Source organism: Flavobacterium sp. MR2016-29 (assembly GCF_015350695.1).
In the GTDB taxonomy this organism is placed as follows: domain Bacteria; phylum Bacteroidota; class Bacteroidia; order Flavobacteriales; family Flavobacteriaceae; genus Flavobacterium.
Genome location: NZ_JADKPU010000003.1, coordinates 285,484 through 304,525, shown reverse-complemented (window position 1 = coordinate 304,525; position 19,042 = coordinate 285,484). Strand labels below are relative to the sequence as shown.

Below are 19,042 nucleotides of genomic sequence, written 5' to 3'. Positions count from 1 at the left end.
TTATGAAAGCATCTGACTTTATTGCAGAGTTTTTAGAAAAAAAAGGAATTAAAAGTGTTTTCGAATTATCAGGCGGAATGATAACTCATATTCTAGACTCTTTAAATCAAAAAACAAGTATTAATATTATTACAATGCATCACGAACAAGCTGCTGCATTTGCTGCTGAAGGTTATGCCCGAATTACCGGCTTACCGGGTGTAGCCCTTGCTACGTCCGGACCAGGTGCAACTAATTTATTAACTGGTATTGGAAGTTGTTTCTTTGATTCAACGCCTGCAATTTTTATAACTGGTCAGGTAAACAGACATGAATTAAAAGGAAATAGAGAGATTAGACAATTGGGTTTTCAAGAAACTGATATTGTTTCTATGGCTAAGCCTATCACAAAAGCCTGCTTTCATGTTAATGAACCTAATGATATTCCAAATATTTTTGAAAATGCTTTTAAAATTGCATTAGAAGGAAGACCAGGTCCAGTTCTTATTGATATTCCAATGGATGTTCAGCGAGTTCAAATCGATGATAATTTTATTGGTTCTGATTCTTTAGAAATTTCAAAAATTGGTTTTAATATTTTAAATAGCTTAATTGAGGATATAAAAAAGGCAAAAAAACCACTTATACTATCAGGAAGAGGGATTAAGGCAAGTAAAAGCCAGGAATTATTTGATGAGTTTATTTTAAAAACTCAACTACCTGTAATTACGACTCTTTTAGGGTTTGATACAATAAAATATGATAATTCTCAACGTGCTGGATTTATTGGAAGTTATGGTAATAGATGGGCTAATATAGCTTTCGGAGAATGTGACTTACTAATCGTTTTAGGAAGTCGCCTAGATATTAGACAAACTGGCGCTGATACTAAATTTATTGAAAATCGAAAAATCTATCATGTTGATTGTGAAAAAGGTGAGATTAACAATCGCGTAAAAGGTTGTGAATCTATTGTAGCAGATTTAAAATCATTTTTTAATGAATTTGAAAAAAACACAATTGATTATTCTTTTGGTATTAAACAGGATTGGTTTAATCAAATCAATGATTTGAAGAAAACTTGGCCAGATACAAAAGAGTTAGATCCAAATGGTATAAATCCAAATGTTTTTATGCATTTACTTTCTAATAAATCTAAAAAAGCAAAAGCTTATTTAGCAGATGTAGGAAGCCATCAAATGTGGGCAGCACAATCTTTGGAGCTTTACAACGATCAACACTTTTTGACTTCAGGCGGTATGGGTGCAATGGGTTTTTCTCTACCAGCAGGCATAGGAGCGAGTATTGGACTTAATAAAGAACCAGTTGTTGTTTTAATAGGAGATGGATGTATGCAGATTAATATTCAGGAACTGCAAACAATTGTTAGAAATAAACTTCCTGTGAAAATTGTTGTTTTAAATAACAAAACATTAGGCATGATTAGACAATTTCAAGATAGTTATTTTGATTCTCGCTATCAGTCTACTTATTGGGGATATGATGCTCCTGATTTTGCTAAGGTTGCAATTGCTTATGGGATAGAAGCAAAAACAATTGAAAATTCAAATGAAATAGAAAACGCAGTAGATTGGCTTTGGAATAATGAAAATGAAGATAAGCCACAATTATTGCAAGTAATGATTGATCCTCATACCAATACTTATCCAAAAATTGCTTTTGGCAGACCAATAACAGAAATGGAACCATTTGCAAAACCAATAGCTATGGAAGCTACATAAATTATTAAAAATTACTGTTAAAGATAAACTTATATGTTACAAAATTTAAAAGAAGAGTCTCTATTAAATAGTTTAAGAGAAATTGCAAAAAAGAAATCAACGCAAGTTATTATTGCTGGAGAAAACTATATTCCTGTTACAGGAAAGGTACTAGACGAAGAAGATATTTTAATGGGAGTTGATGCAGCTCTTGATGGTTGGTTAACAGCTGGTCGTTTTGCAAATAAATTTGAAGCAGATTTTGCAGCTTATTTTGGAGCTCATAGATCACTTTTGGTAAATTCTGGTTCTTCTGCAAACTTAGTGGCATTTTATGCATTAACTTCTCCAAAATTAGGAGAACGAGCGATCAAGCCTGGCGACGAGGTTATTACTGTAGCCGCAGGTTTTCCAACAACTATTAATCCAATTATACAATTTGGAGCTATTCCCGTTTTTATTGATGTAGATATTGCTACACACAATGTGAAAGCAGATATGATTGAGGCAGCTGTGAGTCCAAAAACAAAAGCAATCATGATTGCCCATTCTCTAGGTAATCCTTTTGATTTAGACGAGGTAATGCGTGTTGCGAAAAAGTATAACCTTTGGGTAGTAGAAGATGATTGTGATTCCTTAGGAGCTACTTATAATGGGAAGAAAACAGGGACATTTGGAGATATTTCTACTTTTTCATTTTATCCAGCACATCATATTACAATGGGTGAAGGTGGAGCTGTTTTAATCAATAATCCAATTTTATCAAAATTAGCGGAAAGTTTCCGTGACTGGGGGCGCGATTGCTATTGCGAACCGGGTAAAGACGATACTTGTGGATGTCGTTTTGGTCAACAATTAGGAACATTACCTTATGGTTATGATCATAAATATACTTATTCTCATATTGGTTTTAACTTAAAAGTTACTGATATGCAGGCTGCATTTGGGGTTTCACAAATCAAGAAAATAGATCAGTTTGTACAACGTCGTAAGGAAAATTATGCTGCTTTGTATGAACGTATGAAAGAATTTGAAGAAGTTTTTATTCTTCCAGAACCAACACCTAATTCTGAACCATCTTGGTTTGGGTTTTTGCTGACATTAAGAGAAGGAGATGCAAATGACCGCCATATGTTAGTACAGCATTTAGAAAAAAATAAAATTGGGACACGTTTGCTATTTGGAGGCAATTTATTAAGACAGCCTGCATATGCTGATATTGAGCATAGAGTTGTAGGTGATTTGTCTAATACTGATATAATTATGAATCAATCGTTTTGGCTCGGAGTGTGGCCTGGTTTAAATGAATCACATTACGATTATATAGCTGATGTTATTAGAGATTATTTGAATTCATAATGCTTAAATTTATAAAAAAAAATTCTGATAGGATAGGAATTGATGGTGCGATAGCTTATACCGTTTTGTCAAGAATTATTCAGGCTGGCGGAGGAGTAATTACTTTATTATTTGTAGCTAGATGCCTATCGAAAGTGGAACAAGGATATTATTACACTTTTGGGAGTATTTTAGCAATCCAGATTTTTTTTGAATTAGGACTGTCTAATATTATAACACAATTTGTTGCACATGAAAATGCGAGTCTGGTATGGAACAATAAAATTAGTTTTTCTGGCCCACAAGAAGCAATTTCGAGGATATCTTCCCTCCTTAGATTCACAATAAAATGGTTTGGTATAATTGCAATTTTATTATTTTTTGGATTACTTATTGCAGGACACTTTTTTTTTAGTGAGTATGGTAAAAGTAATGTAATTGTTGAGTGGAAGATTCCTTGGTTAATTCTTTCCGTTACAACATCACTTTCTTTGATGTTATCTCCTATTTTAGCATTTTTAGAAGGATTAGGGCGAATTAAAGAGGTTGCTAAAGTAAGATTTATGCAACAGATTGTGCAACTGCTATTTGTTTTAATTTTCTTTTCATTAGGATTTAAACTTTTTTCTAGTCCTTTAGCAGCAATACTTTCATTTGGGATTGTGCCTTTATGGATTTTCTTTAGCGAAAAAAAAAAATTGCTAAATTTTATATGGAAAAAAATAGATGTATATACAGTAAATTACAGACGGGAAATATTTCCATTTCAATGGAAGATAGCTTTAAGTTGGATCAGTGGCTATTTTATTTTTCAGCTATTTAATCCCGTTCTTTTTGCTACAGAAGGACCAGTTGTCGCAGGACAAATGGGAATGACATTGGCTATTTTAAATGCAATTTTAATGTTTAGCTTAAGCTGGGTTACTACAAAAATACCTATCTTTTCAGATTTAATTGCTAAAAAGAAATATAAGGAATTAGATGTGTTGTTCAATAAAACTTTAATCCAATCTTCTGCTTTAAATGCATTTGCTTTAACTTTATTTTATCTTTTAATTTTTCTATTAAGATATTTTGAAATTAAGATTAGCGGTAAAGTTCTTGGGAATCGTTTGTTACCACCTTTACCAATGTTATTTATGATGATTCCAGTTTTATTGAATCATGTTATTGCTGCATTAGCAACCTATTTGCGATGTCATAAAAAAGAGCCTATGCTTGTGCAGAGTGTTGTAATGGGGGTTTTTTGTTGTGTTTCAACAATTATTTTAGGTAATTATTTTGGTGTAATAGGAATGACGTGTGGATATATGATTTTGATTTTTATAAGTAGCATATGGACTTATTTGATATTTAGAAACAAAAAGCAAGAATGGCATAAATGAGAATAGAAGATAAATTAGAAATAGTCATAATTACATATAACAGATGTAAATTACTAGATAATACTTTGGTTCAATTTTTAGGATCTCCTTTTGTGAATTGCAAAATAACTATTCTTGATAATTGTTCTACTGATGATACTGTTGCAGTATGTAGTAATTATTTAAAAAAATTTTCAAATTTTCACATTATTTCTAATAAGTTTAACATTGGAGCTAATGCAAATATTTTGCGGGCAGTGGAAACCGTTAATTCAGATTTTATATGGATTGTTTGTGATGATGATAATTATGACTTTTCTTATTGTGATGATGTGATTGATTGTATTTTAAATAATAAAGTTAATATAATAAATTTAGGAGCTCATCCTCAAGATGAATGGAGATTTGGTGGCCAGTTAAAAAATGCTAAAGATTTGCTGGATGACGGTTATCCTTTTTTTAAAGCGGCTTCTTTCGTTCCTAATAATCTTTTTAGAGTAAGTGAATTTTTGCCATACAACATTTCAGGCTACAATAATATTATAAATATGTATCCGCATATGCCCTATCTATTATCCAATTTTTCACAAAATAATTCGGTTTATATTTCAAAAAACAGGATAGTAACTGCGGGTATTGGAGAGCAGATTTATAATTCTAAAGATTGGATAGAAGGTTGGATGAATACCTCATATCTATTGAATAAAAAAAGAGATATAAAGAAATGCTTCTATAGTCAACTAAACATTGGTTTTTTTAATGAAATAAAATCCTGTCTCATAATATTGTTTGGGGCTATTAACGGGACTATGTATTATAAAACTGTATTTAGAGCTTTTTCTCTGCTTTCATTTTTTCAAAAAATAATTTTCATCATGCTCGTGATTCCATATATTTTTTATAGATTTTTTAATAAAATCCTTAAATAAATATTGGTAATTAGAGTATTTCTTTGCTGTAGTACAATTAAACTTGGAATAAGTTTATAATTTATAGCAAAAACAAGCTTCTTTGGCTGAGAGTTTTTTATTAAAAAAATTAGAAATATTGAAATAAATTTATGACCGCAGATAAAAATAAAGTAAGTGTTGTATTGTGTACTTATAACGGAAGTTCATATTTGAAAAAACAATTAAATTCAATACTTGAACAAACGTATGATATAGATGAAATTGTTATAGTTGATGATTGTTCAACAGATTCTACTAGAGATATTTTAAGAGAATATCAAAAGGATAATAATAAGATCAAACTTTTCTTTAATGAAAAAAATTTAGGATCCAACAGTTCATTTAGATATGCAATTTCTCTTGCAAGCAATAATTATTTAGCATTGTGTGATCAAGATGATATTTGGTATAAGAATAAAATTGAAATTCAAATGAATTCTGTTTTTTCCTCCGGTTTTGAACATGATAATAAACCATTACTTGTTTTTCATGATTTATGTCTGATTGATCAAAACGATAATATAACAAATAAATCATTTTGGAAATTGCGTAAGTTTATTCCTGAAACGTTTACATTTAAAAGGCTTCTTTTTTTAAATATTGTTACTGGTTGTACGTGTTTGATAAATAATAGTTTGAAAGAAGAGATGCTTAAGTCTGATATGCAAGATATCATTATGCATGATTATTTAATAGCCTTGATTGGTTATGGTTTTGGTAATGCAATTTATATAAATGAACCATTAATGTATTACCGAAGCCATCAAGGTACAGTTACAGAAAAAGAAAATATTACATTTACTAATAGAATTAAAATTTTCATTTCCAGTATTAAAGAAAAGAGTTATTTAAAACCGAATATTTTACAGATTCAACAATTTAATTTTCTATACGGTGATAAACTTGATCTACCAAATAAGAAACTTGTTCAATATTTTGAATCGTTAAAGAATAAAAGTATAGTTAGAAGAATTATTTATAAGTGGCTCATTAATTAGCATTTAATAATTGTTGTTTTTATCTAAAGAGACCAGATCAATATTAAAGTAAAAAATAATGGATTTTCGAGGAAAAAAGATTTTATTTATAGGTCCTAAATTTCATAATTATGAAAATATGATTAAAGCTCAGCTTGAGCAACAAGGAGCATCAGTAGATTTTTTTGCTGAAAGATCATATGACTTTGATTTTAATATTGTTAATAATTTTTTTGAATCTTACATGAGTAATTTTCAAAGGAAACATTATAATAAAATTTCTAAATCTGTAAAAAGTAATAGATATGACTTTCTTTTTGTTATTAGGGGGTATATGATGCCTACTTCTTTTTTGAAGACATTTAAAAAAAATAACCCAGAAAGTAAAACCATAATGTATCAATGGGATTCAGAGAGGACAAACCCATTTAGTCATCTCATAAGTTTGTTTGATGCTGTTAAAAGTTTTGATTTTCAAGATTGTGAAGATTTTAATATAAAGTACATTCCTTTGTTTTACACAAATGATGTTGAGCATTATCGTGTACAACCTAAAGTTTATGAATATGACTTCTTTTTTATGGGTTTTTTCTTTGAAGAAAGATATGAAGCTGTACTTAAATTTAAGAAATATTGCCTTGAGAAAGGTTTCAAATTAAAACCTTTTTTATACATGCCTTTTACAACAAGAGTTAAATACTATTTTAAAAGAAAAACTCTTGACCGATCAATTGTGTCATTTAAACATATGGACAGAACACAGTATTTAGATATACTTTCTAAAAGTCATATAATGGTAGATGTAAGTAATCCAAGACAAACGGGTTTGGCTATGAGGGTTATTGAATCACTGGCATGTAATACCAAAGTGGCCACAAATAATGTTTTTTTTAAAAAAGATGATATTGTTAAAAATTCTGGTATGGTTGCCTTATTTGATTTGAATAACATTTATATTGATAATGACTTTTTAAAACTAGAATTTAATAAGGACGAAAAATTAGCACTACCTTTAGAAAAATGGTTAAAGTGTATTTTCTCTGATAATAATTAAAGAATGAAGCATAAAATCCTATATCTTCCTTCTTTTGTTTATGCAGTTTCTTTTGCATCAATCTTATTGCTATACAAAATAGGATGGTCAGATTTATACCCAGAGTTGAATGGGTTTCTAATGTATTTTTTAATTGGTACAATTATTTTATCATTTGTTTTATCATTAATTCAAAAGCGCATAATGCAAGTTAAAATTAATGATATTGAACTCAAATCTTCATTTATAAAAAGATCAATGTATTTTATTATAATTGGCTATTCTTTAGAATTTTTATATGAATCTAGTATACCAATTGTAAGTACAGTATTGAATCCATCTTACGGTTATGATGATTTTAACGGAATACCCACTTTTCACGTAATATTAGGAACTTTTAATATTTTTTTTTCAATCTTAATGTTTACTTATTATCTGACAGATAAAAAAAGAAAAAAGCTATTTCATTTCATTATAACATTAGTTCCATATATACTAATTTTAAATCGTGGTGCCTTTATGATTGTTTTTTCAGCAATGATTTTTTTATTTTTAATGAGAATGAAATCGATCAATCTAAAAACAATTCTCTTACCTATAGTTACACTTTTAATTGTCTTATATTTCTTTGGTGTTATTGGGAACATAAGACAAGAGCAAACTAAAGATGACAAGGAGTATCTATTGAGAGTAGCTGGCGCTACTGATTCTTTTATAAATAGTGACGTTCCAAGCGAGTTTTATTGGAGTTATATCTATCTCATTTCTCCCTTAGGTAATCTTCAGAATTTAACCGACGAAAAAGAGGATGAATTCAATATAAATAATGTAGGAATATTTGCTTCAACTCAGTTATTTCCTGATTTTATGAGTAAAAGACTGGTCTCTATTTTTGGATATGATGAAATTAGTTTAAGGGCCAATTTTTCTTATTATTTTGTAACTCCATTATTAAATGCACCTACTGTTTTTTTTGTAGCATATTTTTTATTAGGATCTACAGGTATGTTAATCATGTACGTAATGATGATGTTAAGTGCCTTCATTTATCCATATTTAGTAAAGAGAAACAGTAATTATTATTTAGCAGCAATAGCATCATTGAATTCAATTTTGTTATTAAGTACTTTTAATAATATGTGGTATGCAACAGGAACAGTCCTTTTATGGCCAATTATTTTTTGCCAAATAGAGAGAATAAAATTTAGATAAAATATGAGCAAAGAGATTTGTCAGATAAGTATTATTGTGCCATTTTATAATGTTGAACTTTATTTTAGGCAATTTTTAGACAGTTTATTGCCTTTAGGTAAAAATTGCGAAATTATATTAGTTGATGATGGATCTAGAGATTTGTCACTTATAATTGCTACAGAATTTGTTGAGCGCTTTGATAATGTAAAATTATTGATTAAAGAAAATGGGGGATTAAGTTCAGCTAGAAATTATGGATTTCAATTTGCAAAAGGGGATTACGTTATCTTTTTTGATAGTGATGATTACATTGAGGACAAAACTGTAATTATTAAAATGTTCGAAGAAGGAATTAAAAACAATTCGGATATTGTAGTGGCTCCCTATTACGAATTTATTTATTTAGATAAAAAAAAACTTAGGTTAGATAGAAGCAATTTTCACTTAGATCTGATCTCATTAGAAGATAAAATGGATAAATTATTGGAAAATGATATATCTTTTGCTGTCTGGAATAAAATGTTTAAGGTTGATTTTTTAAAAGAGAATGATTTAAAATTTAAAGAAGGCATTTGGTTTGAAGATTTAGATTTCATTTTTAAAGCCTTTTTTTATTCTAATAAAATCTCAAAGATTGATGATATTTTAATTGGTTATAGACAGAGAGAAGGATCAATTATGAAAACCATATCGACAAAAATTTTGGATAAAATTTACGTCTTAGATGATTTATATATTTTTCTTAAAAATAATAAGCAACTAGATCTCTTTTATGAAAAATTTAAAATACTATACATTAGAATGGTTTTTTCAGTCTTACACAGCGTTATAACTAATAAAGGTGAAAAGAAAATAAAGCAAAATATATTTAATGAAATTTTTAGTTTTAATTTTTTTAATAAAATTTTTAAAGAGGATATGTTATTTAAAAATAAATTATCTAAATCGGAGAAAGTTTTATTTTATTTAATTAAAAATAAAATTTTAAACAAAAGAAATATAATCTACACCAGTTACTTTAATCAATTTAGAAAGTTTTGAGAAATTATAGTTTTCTTGGGTTATTAAAAATGTTCGTGTTTTTAATAAGAACGAAGCTTGTCTTTCGTAACGCAAGGCTTATTCGATTTCCAATAGATATTAGGGGAAGGCAGTTTATTCAAGTTAAAAAAGGATTTACAACAGGTTATGGATGTAGGTTAGAGGCGTATCCGATAAATAAAAGTAAAGTTTTAATTATCGGGGAAAATTTTCAAATGAACGATTATGTCCATATTACTGCCATGGAAAGTGTTAAAATCGGTAATAACGTCCTTTTGGCCAGTAAAATTTATATATCAGATTGCTCGCATGGAAGTTACTCGGGGAATGCATTAGATAGTCATCCTGATTCAATACCAAAAGAAAGAAAAATGTTTTCTAAACCTGTAATGATAGAGGATAATGTTTGGCTTGGTGAATTTGTTTCAGTGTTACCAGGCGTTACAATTGGGAAAGGTACTATTGTTGGTGCAAATTCTGTTGTTTCAAAAAGTTTACCACCATATATAATAGCTGTTGGTATACCGGCAAAACCAATAAAAAAATTCAATTTTGAAACTCAAAAATGGGAATTAATATAAATTTAAATAAAGTGTTAAATATACTAATACAAGAAGTAATGTGTTAGTTTACTTCAGTTACAATGATAGAATTTATAAATTGGATAAAAGTTTTACAGATGATAGCAGGGTAAAAATTTTAGTTATAGGAAATAGTTTTGCAAGAGATTGGGCTAACATTTTATTAGAATCTAAATACAGAAATGAAATAGAAATATCTTATGTTTTTGATATCTATAAATGTGAGGATATTAAATCAAGGTTAAATAAGGCTAGCTATATTTATCTGGCAGAATCAAACGAAGTTCCTTCTAATATAAATTTAAGAGAAGTAATAACTCACTTTAATATAGATATGAAAAGAACATGGATTATCGGAACAAAAAATTTTGGTAGAAATAATGGCGTTATTTATAATAGCAAGCATATACCAAACTATTGTGAGCAAAGAATATATATGCGAGAAGGCTATCTTGAAGAGAATTATAAAATGAAAGAAAAGTGGAAAGATAGATATATTGATCTTATTGATTTAATAATTGATAAAAATGGTAAGATTCCTGTTTTTACTCCCGATTGTAAATTTATAAGTCAAGATTGTGCACATTTAACTCATGCAGGTGCTAAATATTTTGCAAAATTAACTGAGAACAAATTAAAATTTGATTAGTATCTAAGTATGGCAGTTATACTCACATTTAGAATGTGAATTTTAGATGTAATTGAAACTAAAAATGAATTTTAGTAGAATCAAAAAAACAATGCAATATTTGAATTTTATTGATTCTTCAAACGATAAAGAAAAAATCAAGAATTAAAAGATTAAAATAATTTCAAAAATGAAAAACATATTAATTACTGGAGGAGCAGGATTTATAGGAAGTAACCTTGCATTAAAACTTATAGAAAAGGGGCATAAAATTACAGTTTTGGACAATCTTTCAAAACAAATACATGGTGAAAATCCTGAAATTACATCTCCATTATTCAAAAGCATTAAAGATAAAGTTACATTTATAAACGGAACAGTTACATCAAGAGAAGACTGGACTAATGCGATCAAAAATCAAAATGTTATAGTTCATTTTGCTGCCGAAACAGGGACTGGACAATCAATGTATTGTATTGAAAAGTATACTGAAGTAAATATTCAAGGTACTGCAATTATGCTAGATATTTTAGCTAATAATGAGCATTGTGTAGAAAAAATTGTAATAGCTTCTTCTAGATCTATTTATGGTGAAGGAAAATATAAACACCCCGAATTAGGAATAGTTTATCCATCGCATCGAAACGAAGAAAATATGTTAGCCGGAAAATTTGAGTTGACATATAAAGATGGTCAGATTTTGGAGCTATTGGCAACGGATGAAGAATCTAAAATTCATCCTTCTTCTGTTTATGGCATTACAAAACAGAATCAGGAACAGATGATTATGACAGTATGTCCAACTTTAGGAATTGCCCCTGTCGGTTTTAGATATCAAAATGTGTATGGTCCAGGACAGTCATTATCAAATCCATATACAGGAATTTTGTCTATTTTTTCCACTCAAATTAGAAACAATAATCCAATTCAAATTTTTGAAGACGGTAAAGAAACCAGAGATTTTGTTTTCATTGATGATGTAGTAGCTGCAACAATTCTTGGAATTGAAAAAGAAGAGGCAAATGGACATGTCTTTAATGTAGGGACAGGTGTAGCGACAGACGTTCTTGAAGTTGCAAACTCTTTAATTAGAGCTTATGAAATTAATGTTCCAGTTACAGTAACAGGTAAATTTAGACTAGGAGATATAAGACATAATTATGCTGACTTGACTAAAATTAAAACGAGTTTAGGATTTGAGCCAAAAGTTTTTTTTAAGGAAGGGATTGAAAAATTTTCTGCATGGGTATTACAACAGGAAATACAAGAAGACAAGTTAAGTAAATCTTTAGAAGAAATGAAAAAGAAAGGTCTTTTGAAGTAATGGAAAGTAAAAGTTTTCGAGATAAGAAAATACTTTTCCTTTCGGTCAAATTATTTAATTATGAAAATATTATAGCTGACAAATTGCGGTCATTAGGTGCTGTAGTAGATTATTATGATGAAAGGCCAAGTAATTCGATCTTTACAAAAGGAATAATTCGATTAAAGAGAAGTCTTTACAACATTAAAATATCAAATTATTATAATGATATTTTAAAAAATATTGAAAATGAAAAATATGATTACTTTTTTCTAATTAAGGGAGAAGTTGTTCCTCAATATTTTATAGATAAAGTTAAAAGCCTGAGTCCGAACATTGTTTTGTTATATTATACTTTTGATTCATTTGAGAATAATCCAAATGGAATCAATATTTTAAAAAATTTTGATCGAAAATACACTTTTGATCCTAAGGATTCAAAAGTGTATGATCTAAGTTTTAGACCCTTGTTTTTTTCAGATGATTATTATATGTTGGGTAAAGAAAGTAAGGCGAAATATGATTTACTTTTTATAGGCACTGCGCACTCGGATAGATATATTATTAGTGAAACAGCTAGTAAATGGTGCGAAGAAAATAAGCTTAAAAATTTTGCATTTTATTATTCCCCTAGTCGAATTGTTTTTTTGTTTTTCAAATTATTTGATTCGTCTTTTAAAAAATTTAAATACAGCAAGATTTCTTTCTTTAGCTTGAAACATGAACAGATTATTGAATTGTATAAGCAATCAAGAGTTATTTTGGATATAAATCATCCAAATCAGCGAGGATTGACAATGCGCGTTTTTGAAGCTTTGGGAAGTGGTAAAAAATTAATAACTACAAATGTTGATATAAAAAGATATCCTTTTTATAATGAAAACAATATTTACATCATTGATAGAAATAATATTAACTTAAATCATACGTTTTTTGATTTGCCTTTCATTGAGATAAATGAAAAGTTATATCATAAAATGTCTATTTCAGGATGGCTTGAAGAATTATTTTTTGACCATCAATCATTTGATTGGTTAAAGGAGTATGATAATATTTAAATATTAAAATTTTGATGAATATACTTTTGACGGGTTCAAATGGTTTTTTAGGTTCAATTATCAAAAAAGAATTATCTAATGGCAATAATCTTACGACTTTGTCAAGAAGTAATTCCGATTATATAATTTCACTAGAAAAAGAAGTACCTCTTTTTAAAGAAAGTTTTGACCTAGTAATTCATGCTGCAGGTAAAGCACATAGTTTGCCAAAAACAGAAAGTGAAAAAAAGCAATTTTACGAAGTAAATTTTTTAGGAACAGAAAATCTCTTAAAAGGATTAGAGAAATCTTTCTTGCCAAAAGAATTTGTTTTTATAAGTTCAGTTTCAGTTTATGGCTTGGAAACTGGAGTTAATATTAATGAAGATCATACCTTATTAGCCCAAGATCCGTACGGACTTAGTAAGTTAAATGCAGAAAAACTAATTATTAATTGGTGTAAAGAAAACAAAGTTGTTTGTACCATTTTGCGTTTGCCGCTGTTAGTAGGGAAAAATCCGCCTGGTAACTTAGGGGCCATGGTTAATGCTATTAGCAAAGGTTATTATTTTAATATTGGCAAAGGCCAGGCTAGAAAAAGTATGGTTTTAGGTATTGACGTAGCTTCACTAATTCCTTCTGTTTGCTCTATTGGAGGCATTTATAATCTTACCGATGGATTTCATCCTAGTTTTTATGAATTGAGTTTGGCTATTTCTAAAAACAAAAAAAGATATTTTAATCTTCCAGTTTTTTGGGCAAAAAATCTTGGTAAAATTGGAGATTTGTTGGGAGAAAATTCTCCAATAAATTCATTAAAAGTAAAAAAGATGACTTCAGATTTAATTTTTGATGATTCAAAGGCAAGAAAAATTCTAAATTGGAATCCTGAGATAGTTTTAGAATATCTCAAAAGAGAGACATTAGACTAACTTTTATAATCACAAGTCAATAAATTATATAATGCAATACACAATTTTAGGAATTCTCTTGATGATTTTAATGCTACTTTATTTTAGAGTTGCAGATCGTTTTAATATTATCGATAAACCAAACCAAAGAAGTTCGCATACTGAAATAACATTGAGAGGCGGTGGAATCATTTTTTGGTTTTCAGCCTTAATTTATTTTTTGCAACATATAGACAATAATTATTTTTTCTTTATTGGAATTACTTTAGTAAGTCTGGTTAGTTTTTGGGATGATATTCAAAGTCTTTCAAATAAAATCCGAATTTCAGTTCACTTTTTATCTATTTCTTTGATATTTTACGATTTAGGATTGTTTAATTTGGTTCCAATTTGGGGAATATTAATCGCTTATATTTTAGCAATAGGATTAATTAATGCCTACAATTTCATGGATGGCATAAACGGTATAACTGGTCTTTACACTTTAGTCGTTCTTGGTGCATTGCTATACATAAACACCAAGTTGCAATTATTTACTGATGGCAATTTTATCAAATACGGAATGATTGCCAGCCTTGTTTTTTTATTTTTTAATTATAGAAAAAAGGCTAAATGTTTTGCCGGAGATGTTGGAAGTATAGCTATTGCATTTTGGATAATTTATTTGGTTTTAAAACTTATTTTAGTAACTAATTCTGTTATCTGGTTATTATTTCTAGCTATTTATGGTATCGATGCGGTTTGTACTATTATTCATCGACTTTACTTAAAAGAGAATATTTTTGAAGCACATCGTCTGCATTTATATCAAGTTTTAAGTAATGAATATAAAATACAACACCGTTTGGTGTCTTTATATTATGCAATTGCTCAAGCTGGAGTATCAGCCATAGTTATATTTTTATATGAAAAGGTTAATGATATAATACTATTTGTAATTGTGTTAACACCTTTACTTTTATTATATAGCTTAAAGTTTTATTTGTTGAATAAAATCAATTTAAAATTAAAGGCATGATTCCAAAAATAATTCAAGGAGGTAATTTCTCAGATCACCGCGGAACGATTTCTTACGTAAATGACTTTTCATTTAAAGACATAGAAAGATTTTACATCATCAGCAATTCTGATGAAAATCCAATTCGTGCCTGGCAAGGTCATAAATTAGATGCTAAAAATTTTTATTGTTTAAGTGGATCTTTTAAAATTCATTTTGTAAAAGTTGATAATTGGGAAAATCCTTCAAAAGATTTAATTGTTGAAACTGTTTTGGTATCTCATACAGATAGCAAAATGGTTCATATTCCAGCAGGATATGCAAATGCAATAGAATCATTGGAAAGTAATTCAAAATTAATTTCATTTTCAACATTGCCTTTGTCAAATGTGAGCGAAGATGATGTTCGATATGAGTCTGGTTATTGGAGATTAAATGAGTAGTAAAAGAATTTTTCTTTCTTTATCACAGCAAAGTGGTTTTGAACAAGAGTTTGTTCAGAAAGCTTTAGATACAAATTGGATAACTTCTGGCGGTCCTAATGTGGATGAGTTTGAGAATTCTTTGCAAAATTATTTTGCAGATCAATCATTTGTTACTGCTTTAAATTCTGGAACTTCGGCAATTCATTTAGCATTAATTTTGTTGGGGATAAAAGAGAATGATGAAGTTATTTGCCAAAGCATGACTTTTTCAGCATCAGCGAACCCTATTTTATATCAGGGAGCAACTCCTATTTTTGTAGATAGCGAAGAAGATACTTGGAATATTTGTCCAGATTTTCTTGAAATTGCTATCCAGGATAGAATCAAAAAAGGAAAAAAGCCTAAAGCAATTATTACGGTTCATTTGTATGGCAATCCATACAAAGTTGATGAAATTCACGCCATTGCTGACCGTTATGACATTCCAATAATTGAAGATAGCGCAGAGGCTTTAGGAAGTTCTTATAAAGGTAAAAAATGTGGTACTTTCGGAACTTTTGGAGTTTTATCATTTAATGGCAATAAAATTATCACAACCTCTAGTGGAGGCGCATTACTTACAAACTCCAAAAAAGTAAAAGAAAAAGCTATTTTTTACGCTACTCAATCTAAAGATAATGCAATTCATTATCAACATAGTGAAATTGGCTATAATTATAGAATGAGCAATATATGCGCTGGAGTTGGTTTAGGACAAATAAAAATTTTAGATCAAAATGTGAAAAGCAGACGAGAGAATCATAAATTTTATAAGGAGATTTTCAGTAACATCGATGGTGTTGAGATTTTTGAAGTTGTAAATGAAGATCATTTTTCAAATTATTGGTTAAGTACTATTTTAATTGAAACAAATATTCAGAAAAATAAAGACGATCTAAGACTTGCGCTTGAGGAAGCGAATATCGAAAGTAGGCCTCTTTGGAAACCAATGCATTTACAGCCAGTTTTTGAGAAATATCCATATTATGGAAATAAGGTAGCAGAAAAATTATTTGAAAAAGGATTGTGTTTGCCATCTGGTTCCAATATTACAGAAAAAGATAAAAATAGAATAAAAGAAGTCATTGTGGATTTTTTTAAACTTAAGAATTAAATTATAAATATGAAAATTGAAAAGACATTTATAGAAGATTTAGTAGTAGTAGAGCCAACTGTTTTTGGTGACGATAGAGGTTATTTTTTTGAGTCATACAGTAAAACTAAATTTGAAGATTTAGGTATTAATATAGAATTTGTTCAAGATAATCAATCCTTTTCAAAAAAAGGAACTTTAAGAGGTTTGCATTATCAAAACCCACCATTTGCACAAACTAAATTGGTTCGTGTTTTAGAAGGTGAAATTATTGATGTTGCAGTAGACTTAAGAAAAGATTCGCCTACTTATGGAAGAACTTTTAGCGTTCTATTATCAGCAGATAATAAAAAACAACTTTTGGTACCACAAGGTTTTGCCCATGGTTTTTCTGTTATAAGTGAGACGGCATCAGTGATGTATAAATGTGATCAGTTTTATAATAAAGCTTCTGAGGGAGGTATAAGATATGATGATCCGTCACTTAATATTGATTGGGGAATGAGTTTAGAAGAAGCAATTGTTTCAGAAAAAGATCAAATTCTTCCTTTTATTGACAATTGTAATAGTTTATTTTAATGGAAAGAATTCTTGTAACGGGGGCAAACGGTCAATTAGGATCTGAGTTAAGTGTAATTGCTGAAAAAGACTCACATTACGAGTGGGTTTTTGCTGATAGAACTAAAATTACTTTGGATGATTTGAATTTGCTTCAAACTCAATTAGAAGAAATCAAGCCAAATATAATTTTTAATTGTGGAGCTTACACTGCTGTTGATAAAGCCGAAACAGAAAATGAGATTGCTTTTAAAGTAAATCATTTGGCTGTTGAATTAATTGCAAAATATGCCTCAAAGAATAATATTAAATTAATTCATATATCTACGGATTATGTTTTTGATGGATCATCTTCTATTGCATTGAATGAAGAAGCAATAACAAATCCTATCAATGTTTATGGTGAAAGTAAAAGAGCTGGAGAAATTTCATGTTTAAAAGAAAATCCAAATTCAATAATTATAAGAACCTCTTGGGTATATAGCAAATTTGGAAATAATTTTGTTAAAACCATGCAGCGCCTAATGCAGGAAAGAGATGCAATTAATGTTGTAAATGATCAAATTGGTTCACCAACTTATGCAACTGACCTAGCGCAGGCAATGGTCGATATTTTAGAATCTGAAAATTGGATTCCAGGTATTTACAATTATTCTAATGAAGGAGAAATAAGTTGGTATGAATTTGCGTTGAGTATAAAAGATTTGGGAGGTTATAATTGCAAAGTAGGAGGAATTCCATCGGAATCTTATCCAACTCCTGCAAAACGTCCAGAATTTTCATTATTAGATAAAAAAAAAATAAAGTCTATTTATAATTTAAGTATACCAAATTATAAAGAAAGTTTAAAAAATATGTTTATATAAAAATCTGAAGATTTGATTTTAAATTTCATTTATAGAAATCCAAAATCTAAAAATCTAAAAATCTAAAAACAAGATTTATGAAAGGAATTATTTTAGCAGGAGGTTCTGGCACACGTTTACACCCTTTAACACTTGCAATGAGCAAGCAAATGATGCCTGTTTATGACAAGCCAATGATTTATTATCCATTGTCTACTCTTATGATGGCTGGAATCAATGAAATATTAATTATTTCAACACCTCATGACTTGCCAAATTTCAAAAAATTATTGGGAGACGGTTCTTCTTTAGGCTGTAAATTTAGTTATGCTGAACAAGCGATTCCAAATGGTTTGGCTCAGGCTTTTGTAATAGGAGAAGAATTTATAGGTAACGATGATGTAGCATTAATCTTGGGAGATAATATTTTTTTTGGATCTAACATGCAAGAACTTTTAAAATCAAATACAAAGCCAGAAGGTGGGGTTGTTTTTGCATATCACGTTTCAGATCCAGAGCGATATGGCGTTGTTGAATTTGATGAAAATTTAAAAGCAATTTCGATAGAAGAAAAACCTATAGAACCAAAATCTAGTTTTGCAGTTCCAGGATTATATTTTTATGATAATTCAGTTGTTGAAATTGCAAAAAATATTAAACCAAGTCCTCGTGGTGAATATGAGATTACAGACGTAAATAAAGTTTATTTAGAAAGAGAAGCTCTAAAAGTTGGTATTTTAAGTAGAGGAACGGCTTGGCTTGATACAGGAACTTTTAATAGTTTAATGCAGGCAGGTCAGTTCGTTCAAGTTCTTGAAGAAAGACAAGGTTTAAAAGTAGGATGTATTGAAGAGATTGCTTGGAGACAGGGATTTATAAATGATTTGCAGCTTGAAGAATTGGCATTACCTTTGGTAAAGTCAGGTTATGGAGCTTATTTAATTGAATTCCTTAAGCAGAAGAAAAAAGGTGTTAAAATTTAATTTATCTTCATAAATAATTTTTTAAAACCATTAATTTGTATTTTT

The 19,042-nt window shown here is 29.1% G+C and carries 19 protein-coding genes; all 19 read left to right on the top strand.

The genetic code is table 11. The features are described from left to right. Positions 1–2 precede the first annotated feature (2 nt). The 19 genes from IR010_RS10180 (at position 3) to rfbA (ending at position 18,997) form a co-directional block, all read left to right on the top strand. Positions 3–1,721: a thiamine pyrophosphate-binding protein gene (locus IR010_RS10180; protein WP_194603542.1), complete on the top strand. Its 1,719-nt coding sequence runs from the start codon at positions 3–5 to the stop codon at positions 1,719–1,721. Positions 1,722–1,754: 33 nt separating this feature from the next. Continuing rightward, positions 1,755–3,059 carry a lipopolysaccharide biosynthesis protein RfbH gene (gene rfbH, locus IR010_RS10175; protein ID WP_194603539.1) on the top strand — a complete coding sequence of 435 codons (1,305 nt, stop codon included), beginning with the start codon at positions 1,755–1,757 and terminating at the stop codon, positions 3,057–3,059. Next, the gene (locus IR010_RS10170; RefSeq protein ID WP_194603536.1) at positions 3,059–4,423 is read left to right on the top strand and encodes a lipopolysaccharide biosynthesis protein; all 1,365 of its coding nucleotides are present in this window, start codon (positions 3,059–3,061) and stop codon (positions 4,421–4,423) included. The genes rfbH and IR010_RS10170 overlap by 1 nt, the downstream gene beginning before the upstream one ends. Next, positions 4,420–5,331 (top strand): glycosyltransferase family 2 protein, encoded by a 912-nt coding sequence (locus tag IR010_RS10165; protein WP_194603534.1) that lies wholly within the window; start codon positions 4,420–4,422, stop codon positions 5,329–5,331. The genes IR010_RS10170 and IR010_RS10165 overlap by 4 nt, the downstream gene beginning before the upstream one ends. A 131-nt stretch (positions 5,332–5,462) precedes the next feature. After that, on the top strand, positions 5,463–6,350 hold the full coding sequence (locus tag IR010_RS10160; RefSeq protein ID WP_194603531.1) for a glycosyltransferase family 2 protein: 888 nt from the start codon (positions 5,463–5,465) through the stop codon (positions 6,348–6,350). A gap of 58 nt (positions 6,351–6,408) precedes the next feature. Beyond that, positions 6,409–7,383, top strand: a complete 975-nt coding sequence (locus IR010_RS10155) for a hypothetical protein (RefSeq protein WP_194603528.1) — start codon at positions 6,409–6,411, stop codon at positions 7,381–7,383. 3 nt (positions 7,384–7,386) lie between these two features. Further along, positions 7,387–8,574, top strand: a complete 1,188-nt coding sequence (locus tag IR010_RS10150) for an O-antigen polymerase (protein WP_194603525.1) — start codon at positions 7,387–7,389, stop codon at positions 8,572–8,574. 3 nt (positions 8,575–8,577) lie between these two features. Next, on the top strand, positions 8,578–9,597 hold the full coding sequence (locus IR010_RS10145; RefSeq protein ID WP_194603521.1) for a glycosyltransferase family 2 protein: 1,020 nt from the start codon (positions 8,578–8,580) through the stop codon (positions 9,595–9,597). Beyond that, a complete protein-coding gene (locus IR010_RS10140) occupies positions 9,594–10,178 on the top strand; it encodes a DapH/DapD/GlmU-related protein (RefSeq protein ID WP_228515137.1) in 585 nt (194 codons plus the stop codon). Before IR010_RS10145 ends, IR010_RS10140 begins: the two co-directional genes overlap by 4 nt. A 79-nt stretch (positions 10,179–10,257) precedes the next feature. Continuing rightward, complete coding sequence (locus tag IR010_RS10135) at positions 10,258–10,827, top strand: hypothetical protein (RefSeq protein WP_194603518.1); 570 nt, start codon at positions 10,258–10,260, stop codon at positions 10,825–10,827. A 169-nt stretch (positions 10,828–10,996) separates the two neighbouring features. Further along, positions 10,997–12,130: an NAD-dependent epimerase/dehydratase family protein gene (locus IR010_RS10130; protein ID WP_194603515.1), complete on the top strand. Its 1,134-nt coding sequence runs from the start codon at positions 10,997–10,999 to the stop codon at positions 12,128–12,130. Next, entirely contained in the window at positions 12,130–13,167 is a 1,038-nt protein-coding gene (locus tag IR010_RS10125; RefSeq protein ID WP_194603510.1) for a lipopolysaccharide biosynthesis protein, read from the top strand. Before IR010_RS10130 ends, IR010_RS10125 begins: the two co-directional genes overlap by 1 nt. A gap of 14 nt (positions 13,168–13,181) precedes the next feature. Then, the gene (locus IR010_RS10120) at positions 13,182–14,078 is read left to right on the top strand and encodes an NAD-dependent epimerase/dehydratase family protein (RefSeq protein WP_194603701.1); all 897 of its coding nucleotides are present in this window, start codon (positions 13,182–13,184) and stop codon (positions 14,076–14,078) included. A 31-nt stretch (positions 14,079–14,109) separates the two neighbouring features. Continuing rightward, positions 14,110–15,075, top strand: coding sequence for an MraY family glycosyltransferase (locus IR010_RS10115; protein WP_194603507.1), 966 nt, complete (start codon positions 14,110–14,112; stop codon positions 15,073–15,075). Beyond that, entirely contained in the window at positions 15,072–15,497 is a 426-nt protein-coding gene (locus IR010_RS10110) for a WxcM-like domain-containing protein (protein ID WP_194603504.1), read from the top strand. The genes IR010_RS10115 and IR010_RS10110 overlap by 4 nt, the downstream gene beginning before the upstream one ends. After that, positions 15,490–16,632, top strand: a complete 1,143-nt coding sequence (locus IR010_RS10105) for a DegT/DnrJ/EryC1/StrS family aminotransferase (RefSeq protein ID WP_194603501.1) — start codon at positions 15,490–15,492, stop codon at positions 16,630–16,632. The genes IR010_RS10110 and IR010_RS10105 overlap by 8 nt, the downstream gene beginning before the upstream one ends. A 9-nt stretch (positions 16,633–16,641) precedes the next feature. Beyond that, the gene (rfbC, locus tag IR010_RS10100; RefSeq protein WP_194603498.1) at positions 16,642–17,190 is read left to right on the top strand and encodes a dTDP-4-dehydrorhamnose 3,5-epimerase; all 549 of its coding nucleotides are present in this window, start codon (positions 16,642–16,644) and stop codon (positions 17,188–17,190) included. Next, positions 17,190–18,035: a dTDP-4-dehydrorhamnose reductase gene (gene rfbD, locus IR010_RS10095; protein ID WP_194603495.1), complete on the top strand. Its 846-nt coding sequence runs from the start codon at positions 17,190–17,192 to the stop codon at positions 18,033–18,035. Before rfbC ends, rfbD begins: the two co-directional genes overlap by 1 nt. Positions 18,036–18,112: 77 nt before the next feature. Continuing rightward, the gene (gene rfbA, locus IR010_RS10090; RefSeq protein ID WP_194603492.1) at positions 18,113–18,997 is read left to right on the top strand and encodes a glucose-1-phosphate thymidylyltransferase RfbA; all 885 of its coding nucleotides are present in this window, start codon (positions 18,113–18,115) and stop codon (positions 18,995–18,997) included. The last annotated feature ends 45 nt before the right edge of the window (positions 18,998–19,042 follow it).

What these genes read in the sequence shown, in the direction of transcription:
- IR010_RS10180 (WP_194603542.1), top strand. Translation starts at nt 3, where the DNA reads ATGAAAGCATCTGACTTTATTGCAGAGTTTTTAGAAAAAAAAGGAATT.
- rfbH (WP_194603539.1), top strand. Translation starts at nt 1,755, where the DNA reads ATGTTACAAAATTTAAAAGAAGAGTCTCTATTAAATAGTTTAAGAGAA.
- IR010_RS10170 (WP_194603536.1), top strand. Translation starts at nt 3,059, where the DNA reads ATGCTTAAATTTATAAAAAAAAATTCTGATAGGATAGGAATTGATGGT.
- IR010_RS10165 (WP_194603534.1), top strand. Translation starts at nt 4,420, where the DNA reads ATGAGAATAGAAGATAAATTAGAAATAGTCATAATTACATATAACAGA.
- IR010_RS10160 (WP_194603531.1), top strand. Translation starts at nt 5,463, where the DNA reads ATGACCGCAGATAAAAATAAAGTAAGTGTTGTATTGTGTACTTATAAC.
- IR010_RS10155 (WP_194603528.1), top strand. Translation starts at nt 6,409, where the DNA reads ATGGATTTTCGAGGAAAAAAGATTTTATTTATAGGTCCTAAATTTCAT.
- IR010_RS10150 (WP_194603525.1), top strand. Translation starts at nt 7,387, where the DNA reads ATGAAGCATAAAATCCTATATCTTCCTTCTTTTGTTTATGCAGTTTCT.
- IR010_RS10145 (WP_194603521.1), top strand. Translation starts at nt 8,578, where the DNA reads ATGAGCAAAGAGATTTGTCAGATAAGTATTATTGTGCCATTTTATAAT.
- IR010_RS10130 (WP_194603515.1), top strand. Translation starts at nt 10,997, where the DNA reads ATGAAAAACATATTAATTACTGGAGGAGCAGGATTTATAGGAAGTAAC.
- IR010_RS10125 (WP_194603510.1), top strand. Translation starts at nt 12,130, where the DNA reads ATGGAAAGTAAAAGTTTTCGAGATAAGAAAATACTTTTCCTTTCGGTC.
- IR010_RS10120 (WP_194603701.1), top strand. Translation starts at nt 13,182, where the DNA reads ATGAATATACTTTTGACGGGTTCAAATGGTTTTTTAGGTTCAATTATC.
- IR010_RS10115 (WP_194603507.1), top strand. Translation starts at nt 14,110, where the DNA reads ATGCAATACACAATTTTAGGAATTCTCTTGATGATTTTAATGCTACTT.
- IR010_RS10110 (WP_194603504.1), top strand. Translation starts at nt 15,072, where the DNA reads ATGATTCCAAAAATAATTCAAGGAGGTAATTTCTCAGATCACCGCGGA.
- IR010_RS10105 (WP_194603501.1), top strand. Translation starts at nt 15,490, where the DNA reads ATGAGTAGTAAAAGAATTTTTCTTTCTTTATCACAGCAAAGTGGTTTT.
- rfbC (WP_194603498.1), top strand. Translation starts at nt 16,642, where the DNA reads ATGAAAATTGAAAAGACATTTATAGAAGATTTAGTAGTAGTAGAGCCA.
- rfbD (WP_194603495.1), top strand. Translation starts at nt 17,190, where the DNA reads ATGGAAAGAATTCTTGTAACGGGGGCAAACGGTCAATTAGGATCTGAG.
- rfbA (WP_194603492.1), top strand. Translation starts at nt 18,113, where the DNA reads ATGAAAGGAATTATTTTAGCAGGAGGTTCTGGCACACGTTTACACCCT.